Source organism: Ralstonia sp. A12 (assembly GCF_000801955.1).
In the GTDB taxonomy this organism is placed as follows: domain Bacteria; phylum Pseudomonadota; class Gammaproteobacteria; order Burkholderiales; family Burkholderiaceae; genus Ralstonia.
In genome coordinates, this window is the sequence record NZ_JSZO01000001.1 from 451,733 (window position 1) to 462,792 (window position 11,060).

At 63.1% G+C, this 11,060-nt stretch carries 11 protein-coding genes; 2 read left to right on the forward strand and 9 right to left on the reverse strand.

The genetic code is table 11. The features are described 5' to 3' along the window. Window positions 1-107 precede the first annotated feature (107 nt). On the forward strand, window positions 108-434 hold the full coding sequence (locus PI87_RS02090) for a hypothetical protein (RefSeq protein WP_039596012.1): 327 nt from the start codon (window positions 108-110) through the stop codon (window positions 432-434). A 103-nt stretch (window positions 435-537) separates the two neighbouring features. Here the strand turns inward: PI87_RS02090 and ntrC are convergent, their stop codons facing one another. The 4 genes from ntrC to PI87_RS02110 all read right to left on the reverse strand — a co-directional run bounded on the left by ntrC (window position 538) and on the right by PI87_RS02110 (window position 5,430). Next, on the reverse strand, window positions 538-2,049 hold the full coding sequence (gene ntrC / locus PI87_RS02095; protein ID WP_039596013.1) for a nitrogen regulation protein NR(I): 1,512 nt from the start codon (window positions 2,047-2,049) through the stop codon (window positions 538-540). 77 nt (window positions 2,050-2,126) lie between these two features. Beyond that, window positions 2,127-3,326 carry a nitrogen regulation protein NR(II) gene (glnL, locus tag PI87_RS02100; RefSeq protein WP_039596014.1) on the reverse strand — a complete coding sequence of 400 codons (1,200 nt, stop codon included), beginning with the start codon at window positions 3,324-3,326 and terminating at the stop codon, window positions 2,127-2,129. A 7-nt stretch (window positions 3,327-3,333) separates the two neighbouring features. After that, complete coding sequence (locus tag PI87_RS02105; protein WP_039596015.1) at window positions 3,334-3,855, reverse strand: hypothetical protein; 522 nt, start codon at window positions 3,853-3,855, stop codon at window positions 3,334-3,336. Window positions 3,856-4,014: 159 nt separating this feature from the next. After that, entirely contained in the window at window positions 4,015-5,430 is a 1,416-nt protein-coding gene (locus PI87_RS02110) for a 3-hydroxylaminophenol mutase (protein WP_039596016.1), read from the reverse strand. Between the two features lie 454 nt (window positions 5,431-5,884). Between PI87_RS02110 and PI87_RS02120 the strand changes: the two genes are divergently transcribed. Next, window positions 5,885-6,361 (forward strand): rhodanese-like domain-containing protein, encoded by a 477-nt coding sequence (locus PI87_RS02120; RefSeq protein ID WP_039596018.1) that lies wholly within the window; start codon window positions 5,885-5,887, stop codon window positions 6,359-6,361. Between the two features lie 27 nt (window positions 6,362-6,388). On the opposite strand, the gene PI87_RS02125 is transcribed toward PI87_RS02120, so the two are convergent. The 5 genes from PI87_RS02125 to PI87_RS02145 all read right to left on the reverse strand — a co-directional run bounded on the left by PI87_RS02125 (window position 6,389) and on the right by PI87_RS02145 (window position 10,965). Further along, window positions 6,389-7,207: a competence/damage-inducible protein A gene (locus tag PI87_RS02125; protein ID WP_039596019.1), complete on the reverse strand. Its 819-nt coding sequence runs from the start codon at window positions 7,205-7,207 to the stop codon at window positions 6,389-6,391. A 19-nt stretch (window positions 7,208-7,226) separates the two neighbouring features. Beyond that, entirely contained in the window at window positions 7,227-8,084 is an 858-nt protein-coding gene (locus tag PI87_RS02130; RefSeq protein WP_039596020.1) for an EI24 domain-containing protein, read from the reverse strand. Between the two features lie 63 nt (window positions 8,085-8,147). Then, window positions 8,148-9,122, reverse strand: a complete 975-nt coding sequence (locus tag PI87_RS02135; protein ID WP_039596021.1) for a sterol desaturase family protein — start codon at window positions 9,120-9,122, stop codon at window positions 8,148-8,150. Between the two features lies 1 nt (window position 9,123). Next, window positions 9,124-9,957, reverse strand: coding sequence for a polysaccharide deacetylase family protein (locus PI87_RS02140; protein WP_039596022.1), 834 nt, complete (start codon window positions 9,955-9,957; stop codon window positions 9,124-9,126). Between the two features lie 12 nt (window positions 9,958-9,969). Next, window positions 9,970-10,965: a YVTN family beta-propeller repeat protein gene (locus PI87_RS02145; RefSeq protein ID WP_039596023.1), complete on the reverse strand. Its 996-nt coding sequence runs from the start codon at window positions 10,963-10,965 to the stop codon at window positions 9,970-9,972. Window positions 10,966-11,060 lie beyond the last annotated feature (95 nt).

Sequence of the window (11,060 nt, forward strand, 5' to 3'; positions counted from 1 at the left end):
CGCCGCACCGATTTGTGTCACGCACACGCCTCATCGTGGTGCGCGAGGCGTATCCGTAGCATGCGGCGCGCCCTTCCCATCCGATCTCCATCCGATAGGAGCCTCTCATGCAAACCCAGAAAATACGACAGCGACTCGAGCACGCCGAGCACACCATCGCCGAACTCTCTCAGTTGTGCATGTCACAGCACGGCGTGCCCGACGCGCTCAAGCATTCAGTCGAGCAGTTGGATGAACAAGCTCGCGAATGCCACGCCCGGCTCGAAAACACCCAGGACACGCAGGCACTCGTACAGGCCGTTGATCAGTTGGAGGCCGCCTCCGACCGCGCCAAGATGGCATGCCGAAGCGCCGGCAAGATTGACCACAGCGTGCACGCCGCCGTCATGCGCACGCACGACGAGCTCTCGCGCCTGAAGCACCATCTGCACTAAGCGCCCCCCCAAAAAAAGAGGGCGGACTCCCTTTCGGAAATCCGCCCAATCCCAATCGCCAAGCTCGACGATATTCGGTGGGGCCGGCTTTGCTGACAGCGCGTCAGTCGAAGCCGAGCTCCTGCAATTTGCGTGTGATCGTGTTCCGACCGATGCCCAGGCGCGTTGCCGCTTCCACACGGCGCCCGCGCGTGACCCCAAGCGCAGCTTCGAGGATGGCCTTTTCGAACCGGCGCGTGAGGGCATCCATGACCTCGGGCTGGCCGGCTTCCAGCATGGCTTTGGCCTCGCCCGCGAGCGCGCGCTCCCAACCCGCCGAAACCGAAGCGCCTGCAGCGGTGGTCGCTGCCAACGTATCGCTAGACAGCCCCGCGCCATACGGCTCGCCACCATACGAAGGCTCGCCGACAAACACCGGCCGCACGCCCCCCGCATCGCCCGCCGCCGGCAACGCCTGCGCGCTGCCGCGCACGAGGTCGTACGGCAAATCCTTGATTTCGATGGTCTGCGCCGGCGCCATCACGGTCAGCCAGTTGCACAGGTTCTCAAGCTGACGCACGTTGCCCGGGAACGGCAGCGTAGCGACGTGTGCGAGCGCCTCGTCCGACATGCGCTTGGGCTCGACACCCAGTTCCTTGGCACTCTTTTGCAGGAAATGGCGCGCCAGCAGCGTGATGTCTTCCGGGCGCTCACGCAGCGCCGGCAAACGCAGGCGGATGACGTTCAGACGGTGGAACAAGTCCTCGCGGAACAGGCCGTCCTTGACGCGCGTTTCGAGATTCTGGTGCGTGGCGGCAATCACGCGCACGTTGGCCTTGAGCGGGTTATGTCCGCCCACGCGGTAGAAGTGCCCATCCGACAGCACACGCAACAAGCGCGTCTGCAGGTCGAACGGCATGTCGCCGATTTCATCGAGGAACAGCGTGCCGCCCTCGGCCTGCTCAAAGCGGCCGCGGCGCATGGTCTGCGCTCCGGTAAAGGCACCACGCTCATGACCAAACAGCTCGGATTCCAGCAAGTCTTTCGGGATGGCCGCCGTATTCAGGGCGATGAACGGGCCGCTCGCGCGTGGGCTGTGCTTGTGCAACGCGCGCGCCACCAACTCCTTACCCGTACCAGACTCCCCGGTGATCAGCACCGTCACGTTCGACTGCGACAGGCGGCCGATGGCGCGGAACACGTCCTGCATGGCCGGCGCCTGGCCGAGAATCTCGGGTGCATCGCCCAGGCGATCGTCGATCTCTTCCTCGCGCAGGCTTTCTTCCAGCGCGCGGCGGATCAGCTCGACCGCGCGATCCACGTCGAACGGCTTGGCGAGGTATTCAAAGGCACCGCCCTGGAACGCCGCCACGGCGCTGTCCAGGTCGGAATACGCGGTCATGATGATGACCGGCAACCCCGGATGCTTGGCCTTGATGGCCTGCAGCAGGTCCAGCCCCGAGCCGCCCGGCATGCGCACGTCTGAAATCAGCACCTGCGGCGTTTCTTCATCCAACGCGTTGAGTGCATCGCGCGCGTTGGTGAAACTGCGCGACAGCAAGCTCTCGCGCGCCAGTGCTTTTTCAAGGACCCAGCGGATGGATTGATCGTCGTCGACTATCCAGATTGGCTTCATGTGTTGGTTCGTCTGCTTGACTTCGTATCTCGACACTGCGGCCTGGGTCCTTGTGCGCTGCGTGCGCCGACAAAGCGTCAGTGCAGCGGCACAAGAATGCGGAAATCGGTCTGCCCCGGCCTGCTCTCACACTCGATCAGACCATCGTGCTGTTGCACGAACGTCTGCGCGAGTGTCAGGCCCAGTCCGCTCCCCCCCTCCCGCCCGGACACCAGCGGGAAGAAGATGCGCTCGCGGATGTCGTCCGGAATCCCAGGACCGTTGTCCACCACATGCAAGTCCAATGCCAGCTTGTAAAGACGTTTTGCAATCGTGACTTGTCGCGCGACACGCGTGCGCAACACAATCTCGCCGTCACCTTGTGCAATGCGGTGCCCCAGCGCATGCGCCGCGTTGTGGACGATGTTGAGCACCGCCTGGATGAGCTGCTCCTTGTCGCCACGGAACTCGGGCAGGCTGGCGTCGTAATCGCGCACGATGCGCAACCCCTGCGGAAACTCCGCCAACACCACCGAGCGCACCCGTTCCAGTACCTCGTGGATGTTCACATCGCCCACGATGTGCGGGTGCCGGTGCGGCTCCAGCAGGCGGTCCACCAGCGTCTGCAGTCGGTCGGACTCCTTGATGATGACCTGGGTGTACTCCCGCAGCGAGCGCTCGGGCAACTCGAACTCCAGCAACTGCGCTGCGCCGCGAATGCCGCCGAGCGGGTTCTTGATCTCATGCGCCAGGTTGCGGATCAGCTCCTTGTTGGCGGAGGTCAGGTCCAGCAGACGCTCTTCGCGCTCGCTGCGGATCTTCTGCTCGTTGGGAAGTAGCTCCAGCAGCACGGAGCCGGGCGCAAAGTCGACAGCACCGACCACCGCATGCGCATGCAGCGGCTCATGACCGGGACGATCGAGCGAGACATCGCGCCGCTTGGCATCGAACTGGCGGCCCGCCACGGTGGCGATCATCTCCGCCAGTTCGGACGGATCGGCAAACAACTCGTGCAGCGACATGCCCACCAGTTGCCGACGGGACACCGCCAGCACGGCTTCAGCGGCGGGGTTGGCGTAGAAGATCGTCAGCGCCGGATGGCGGACGAAGAGGATGGGATTGGGCACAGCATCGAGCCCGGGGTACGACGGCGGTGCTCCATGAGAAAACGGAATGGGCGGCGGCCCATCGATGCTGTCGCCAGCGGAAATGTCCTGACCAGCGAAGACTGACGGCGCGGGTGGCGTCGTCTGTTCCTGGTCATCGCGGCGTGCCGCTTTGCGGATCAGTCGACGCATCACTCGGCTACTCCTTGAGGTTGCCCAACTCCCGGCGGATGGAATCGACATTGGCTTGGCTGCGCTCAATGTCGCTCTTCAACTGCGCGGTGCGGTCGAGATACTTCTGATAGTTACGTTCATTGCCCTGGCGCTCGGGCTGGCCGTTGTTGTACTCGGCCTTCAACGCCTGGAGCTTGCGCTCCTCGTCTGCCAACTCGGTTTCCAGCACTTGGCGGCGCTCACCGTCACGGGCCTTCTGCGTGGCGCCGTCCACGCGCGGGAAAGCACCGCCCGCATTGTTCTGCGCCGGCGCCGGTGCTGCTCCTGCGCTGCGCGGGCTGCGCGTACCAGGCACGGTCACCACATCGGGCAGCGTCAGCTTCTTGCAGCCCTTCGTGTTGCCGCTGTTGCGATATTCCGGCACGCCGTTCGGGCCGCTGCACAGATAGACATCATCCGCGTGCGCGGGCACCTGCACGGACAACGCGGCAACCGCTGCCACGGCGGAAAGCAGTCCGGATGCGATGCGTGAAGAAGGACGGAACATGTGATGGGACCTAGCTGAAACGTCGATCGGGCGCCGAAATCCGGCGGACGATCATTCTAGCCACAAAACCCCGCCCCGCAAAAAGGAAGGGCGACCTTCGCCGCCCTTCCCCTCACAACCGTCTCTTCGCCCCGACACATCGACCGGGGCGCTCGCACATTACAGCGAGTAGTACATCTCGAACTCGAGCGGGTGCGTGGTCATGCGGAAGCGCGTGACTTCTTCCATCTTCAGCTCGATGTAGGCGTCGAGCATGGCGTTGGAGAACACACCACCACGGGTCAGGAACTCGCGATCCTTGTCCAGGTACTCGAGGGCTTGATCCAGGCTGTTACACACGGTCGGGATCTTTGCGTCTTCTTCCGGCGGCAGGTCGTACAGGTTCTTGTCGGCAGCTTCGCCCGGGTGGATCTTGTTCTGCACGCCATCCAGACCGGCCATCATCAGTGCCGAGAAGCCCAGGTACGGGTTCATCAGCGGATCCGGGAAGCGCGTCTCAATCCGGCGGCCCTTCGGGTTCGCAACGTACGGAATACGGATCGAAGCCGAACGGTTACGAGCCGAGTAAGCCAGCTTGACCGGTGCTTCGAAGCCCGGCACCAGACGCTTGTACGAGTTCGTACCCGGGTTGGTGATGGCGTTCAGCGCGCGAGCGTGCTTGATGATGCCGCCGATGTAGTACAGCGCGAATTCCGACAGACCGGCATAGCCGTTGCCTGCGAACAGGTTTTGGCCGTCCTTCCAGATCGACTGGTGAACGTGCATGCCCGAACCGTTGTCGCCCACGACCGGCTTCGGCATGAACGTGGCGGTCTTGCCGTAGGTGTGCGCGACGTTCTGGATCACGTACTTTTGCAGTTGCGTCCAGTCGGCGCGTTGCACCAGCGTGCTGAAGCGCGTGCCGATTTCGTTCTGGCCCTGGCCTGCCACTTCGTGGTGGTGCACTTCAACCGGAATGCCCAGCGATTCGAGAATCAGGCACATTTCCGAGCGCATGTCTTGGAACGTGTCGATCGGGGCAACCGGGAAGTAGCCGCCCTTCTTGCCCGGACGGTGGCCCGAGTTGCCGTGTTCGAATTCCTTGCCCGACGACCACGGGGCTTCTTCGGAATGGATCTTCACGAAGCAACCCTGCATGTCGATGTTCCAGGTCACGCCGTCGAAGATGAAGAATTCGGGTTCCGGACCGAAGAAGGCGGTGTCGCCCAGGCCGGTGCTCTTCAGGTAGGCTTCAGCGCGCTTGGCGATCGAGCGCGGGTCGCGGTCGTAGCCCTTGCCGTCCGACGGCTCAACCACGTCGCAGGTCAGCACCAGGGTCGGCTCTTCGTAGAACGGGTCGACGTGGGCGGTGTTTGCATCCGGAACCAGCAGCATGTCCGATGCTTCGATGCCCTTCCAGCCGGCGATCGACGAACCGTCGAATGCGTGGCCGCTTTCGAACTTGTCTTCGTCGAAATGCGACACGGGAACCGAGACGTGCTGCTCTTTACCCTTGGTATCGGTGAAGCGGAAATCGACGAACTTGACGTCGTTTTCCTTCACGAGCTTCATCACGTCTGCAATGCTTTGGGACATGCCATTCTCCTGGTAGCGCAATAACGCAAAGTATTGTGAGCCGGTTGTGTGACGGATCGCTGCGACCGCCCTCACCCCCGAAACATCTTCTTCTCGCCAAGGACGTTCAGCACCGCCAAACGCCTTGGAAAAGACCGCGGGAATCTTAGCAGAAAGCATGCCAGTGTCGACCCGATGACGGGCATACGCTCCCGCAAATAGTGCAGCGCCGCGCCAAACCATGCCTGACACGGTGCGACGGCATCGAGAAGCAGGTGCAGGCACCTGGGCTGGAATTGCCCCGTACTGGCGCCACGCTGTCCAGGCAGGATAGTCAATGCACACGAACGGTGCATAGAAACCACCTTGGCACCGTTTTTGTGCGCCAAGATGGTGACCGCACCGTTCCGGTGAATTCCACCCGTTTCGTGTGACGGCAACGCTAAAATGATTGTTTTACCTTCCATCGATTGCCATGACTGCCACCACACTCACCCGCGAGTCCCTGCTGGAAGCGGCTACCGCCCGCCGCGAGGCCGACCAACTCCAGTATTTCGGCGCCCTGTCGCCGCAAGAAGCCGCAGCCCTGCTCGCCGCCGATCCGCAGGCGCACCTGGTGGACGTGCGCACGCGTGCTGAACTCGACTGGGTTGGCACGCCGGACGTAGCGCCTGACCAGTTCACGCATGTGGAGTGGAACCAGTACCCGGGCGGCGTGCGCAACCCGAACTTCCTCAGCGCGCTCGAAGCAGCCGTACCAAAGGATGTGCCAGTGCTGTTCCTGTGCCGCAGCGCTGCGCGTTCCAAGCACGCCGCCGTGGCTGCCGCACAGGCCGGCTACACGCTGGCGATGGATGTGCTGGAAGGCTTTGAAGGCGCCAAGGACAGCGAAGGCCATCGCAAGACGGTGGAAGGCTGGTGCTTCCGCGGGTTGCCGTGGCACGGCGCATAAGGCCGCCCACAGCACGCATCAAGACGCTCAGGACGCCGTTGCGGCGTCCGTTTCAATAATCTCGCCACCCAGCGCCAGCGCACCTTCGCGCAGCACCGCATAGGCGCGCGCCACGGCCTCGGGCGCACCCTTCACCCCCAGGTCGATGTGCGAGCGGGCATAGCGCTCACCGCGTGCCGCATCACCCACGCTGGGCAGGCTGAAGACCTTCACACCGTCGAACTCGGCTTCGATGCGCTCCATCAGCGGCGTCAGCCTTGACTCCGGCAGGCCGAACACCAGAAACGAACGCTCCTCACGTGGGGCACGGTGGAATTGATCGGCGTAGTAGGTGTCGAGCACCCACGCCATCATCGGCCACGCCATCACCGGAAAGCCCGGCATGAAATGGTGATGCGCCACAGAGAACCCAGGGATGCGGTTGTAGCTGTTCGGGATGATGCGCGCGCCCTGCGGGAACTCGCCCATCTTGAAGCGGTGCTGGTTCTCGGGCGTGGACAAATCTGCCTTGACCGGATCACCCGCAGCGGTATCGGCGATGCGCTGTGCAATCAGTTCGCGCGCTTCCGGCTGCAGCACCAACGGCACGCCCAGCGCGGCGGCTGCGCACTGACGCGTGTGGTCATCGGGCGTGGCGCCGATGCCGCCGGTGCAGAACACCACGTCGTCGCTGGCGAGCGTGCGCTTGAGCACGCTGGTGATGCGCGCCGGCTGATCGCCGACGTACTCGGCCCATTCCAGCGCCAGGCCACGCTCACCCAGCACTTCGATCAGCTTGCGCAGGTGCTTGTCTTCGCGGCGGCCGGAGAGGATCTCGTCGCCGATGATGATCATGCCAAAGGCCATGTCAGTCCTTGTTACTCGCTTACTCGCGGGGCAATTCGATGGGGATGACGTCGATGATGGACGCTTCGACCATGCGCGCGGGCGGCGCTTCGGCACGCAGGCGCGTGAGCGCACGCAGGCAGAAATGGCCGAACCACAGCGCCGAGAAAATGAAGATCAGCACATACAGCCAAATGACGGCAATGGCGATGATCGGGAACAGCACGATCGTCACCACCGACGATACCCACAGCAGCGTCGGCGCCGAGCCCAGCATGCCGACCGCAATGCCGATGCCCAGCAACGGCAACCGGTAGCGCTGCATGATCGCGCGGCGCTCTTCCGGCGTGGCGTGATCGGCCAGCGCGTCGTAGGTCATCAGACGGTAGGTCAGCCAGCCCCACAGCAACGGGGGAATCAGCGCGAAAAACGGCGGGATCAGCCACAGTGGCAACGTGACGATCGCCACCAGAATGAACACCAGCGTGCACAGCAGCGCATGCATCACGCTGCCCACCACCGAACCGCCCTTGCGACGCTCAAGCTGCGGGTAGCTGCGATCCAGAAAACGCATGACGGGCGGCACCGCTGTCACACTCACAAAAACGAGGATCGACACGACAATCACCGGCACCAGCAGCGTGATAACCAGCAGCGGCGCGATGGCCGACCACAAACCCGTCATGCCGATGGCGTTGAGGCCGCTCTTGATCCAGCCCATGAACGTCCAGCTTTCCACGGCGTCCCTCGCCATGCCGTTCATCGCATCCCAGCCGAAGTACAGGACAGCACCCCACACAGCCAGCGCCACAACAAACGGCAGCACCGTCAGGAACAGCATGCGCGGATGCAGTTGCGAAAGCAGCGCGCGGCCAAATGAGCGAATCAGGTCGTTCATGCGGGAATCGGGAAATCAGGGAGCGGACAGCCTAGCACAGCCCAAGGCCGCCCAGCGTGGCCCTCAGGCGCGGCCAATCAGACGCTTGAAGCCCAGCCACTGCTGGCGCAGTACGCCGCGCCCGTAATCGCGCGAGCGGCCCTGCGGCGCGGGAAGCTGATCGCGGATGCCGGTGGCGTGGTACTCGGGCGAGAAGACGGCTGTGCCAAACAGCATGTCCCACCACGGGAACAGCACGCCGAAATTGCAGCCGCCCAGCACGCCCGGCTTGCCCGGCACTTCATGCCCGAGGCCGATGGCATGGTGCAGCCGGTGGAAGCGCGGTGAGATCAGCAGCCGCTCGCCCAGCCAGCCGAAATGCAGCCGCACATTGGCGTGCTGCAGGCTCTGCAGCAATTGCGAGACGGCGACCAGCAGCACGTACTGCGACGGCTCCACACCAATCGCCAATGCGGCGATGGCAAACACCGTACCGCGCAGCACATCGTCGAGGATGTGGTTACGGTCGTCCGACCACAGCGTCATCTGCTGCTGGCTGTGGTGCAGAGAATGCAGGCTCCACCACCAGTTGAATTTGTGCGACAGGCGGTGGTACCAGTAGTCGAGCAGGTCGAACAGCACCAGATAGATCAGAAAACTGACGATGGCGACCGACGTGACACCCGGCCACCAATCCTCCACGTTCAAGTGCGCCCAGCCCCAGAAACGCAGCTTGCCATCCAGGTCATCGATCAGCGGCTGCAGCGTGAAGAACATCAGCAGCGGGAAAAAACCAAGGCGATGGAACAGCGTGTAGAAGATGTCGGCGCGCACGGCCTTGCGATCGTGCATCGGCTCCACTGGACGCCAGCGCTCCAGCGGGCGGAAGATCAGCAGCAGCACGGCAATCTGCACGAGCCCCATCAACAACCATTCGGTGCCGGGATACGCATCTTCAACGTAGCCACCCAAGCCAATGGCATAGGTAAGCGGCATCACGATGTGCTGGAACAGCACATCCTGCGCTTGCGTGAAGGCGTCGGCGATCCAGTCAAACATGTCAGCGGGCCGCCGGGTGAGTGGCAAACCAAGCCTTGTACTGCGGATGGTCACGCAGCGTGGCGAAGCAGAACCCCTTGCGCTCCAGGCCGGCGATCAACGGCTCCAGATCAGCGGGCGCCCACGGGTCCTTGCGCGACCAGATACCCAGGTGCGCCATGGTGATGTCGCCATCGCGCAGGTTGGACAGCGCTTTTTGCAGCAGCGCGTCGTTCGGATAGCGCTCGGACGGCAACTCGTCGCCGAGGAAGCCGGCGGGTGCCCAAGCCACGTGGGCAAACCCGCATTGTTTGGCCCACGCCTCGGTCGTCGCCGAGAGATGACCGCCCGGCGCACGCCACAGCGGATCCATCGACTGGCCGGTCATGGCCTTGAAACGCTCAGCGCTGTGTTTGAGTTCGGCACAGAATTCAGGCTCGCCCCAGACGACGTTGCGACCGCCCTGCTCGCCAAACTGCGGGCGGAAGCGCACCTTGCCGGCACCAGCTTCGCCCTTGTAGTAGACGTGGTCAAACGTGTGCGTACCGAAGGCGTGGCCATCGGCTGCCAGCGATTTCCAGTACGGTGCCCAGCCGTCATCCAGCGTGCTGTCGCCGTGGATGGTCTTCTCGTTGGCGAGGAAGAACGTGGCGTGGATGCGATGGCGACGCAGCGTATCGGCAATCAACTGTGCCTGGCTCATGCTGCCGGTATCGAACGTCAGGTAGACGGTGCCCTTGCAAGCACCCGCATTGACGCCACCAGGCGCGGCCGTGGCCAGCGCACACAGCCCAAGCGCCACGGTAGCGGCTGCCGCTTTGGCCACACCATGAAGCATCGACAGGCCAGTTTTCATGATCGTCACGCTTTAGAGGAGCGGAGCGCGCGAGCGGAAGTAGATGCCGTGCGGCGAGCGCCCGACCTTGATCTCTTCCACCACCTTGCGGCTCGCCACATCGACGATCGCCACGCGCTTGGCCCAGCGGCAGGTCACCCAGAGCTGCTTACCGTCGGCGGTCAGTTCCATGTCATCCGGACCCGGCGGCAAACCGGTGATGTCACCCACCTTGGTCAGCGTCTGCTGATCGATGATGCTGATCGTGCCCGACACGCGGTTGGACAGGAACAGGTGGCGCTTGTCGCCCAGCGCACGGAAATTGTGCGCGCCCTTGCCGGTCTGGATGCGCTTGACGCTAGTGCGGTTGCGCCAGTCGATCACCTCAACGTAATCGGCGCCGGTCATGCCAACCAGCAGATATTTCTGATCGTTCGTCACCCAGACACCAGCCGGTGCGGAGCCAATGGTCATGCGCCACATCACGGTCTGCGTGGGCAGATCGATGGCCATCACCTCGTTCGAATCCTGCAGCGTGATAAAGGCAATCTTGCTGTCTGCCGTAAAGGCGATATGGCTGGGCGTCTTGGCCGCCGGGATTTGCTTGGCGATGGTCAGCGCGTGGCCGTCCCAGCGGTAGATATCAACACGGTCCAGACGGTTGCCGGTGGTCAGGAACCACTTCTGGTCGGGCGAGAAGCCGATCTGGTACGGATCGTCGATACGTGGCACGCGCTGCTGGATCTTGCCCGTGACGGGGTCCAGGAAGACCAGATCGTTGCCGACCGCGTTGGCGACGATCAACGATTTTTCGTCCGGCGTGGCGATCAGGTGGTGCGGCTCCTTGCCGATCGGGAACGTCTCCAGCACCTTGCGGGTGTCTTTATCGATCAAAGAGACGCTGGCATCGCCCGAGTTGAGCACAGTGACGACTTCAGCACGCGCCGCGTGCGCCGCCATCAGGGCAGCGGCCGACAGGACAAGCGTGGAAAACCAACGGGAGGCAAACGAGGCGCGCGAGGCAGACATAACGAGAAGATTCAGCAACTTAGCCAGCCATTTTAACGGTTGCTGTTATTGCATCGCTGACACAAATCAAAAAAAGAAAGTGGGAACTTTCACGG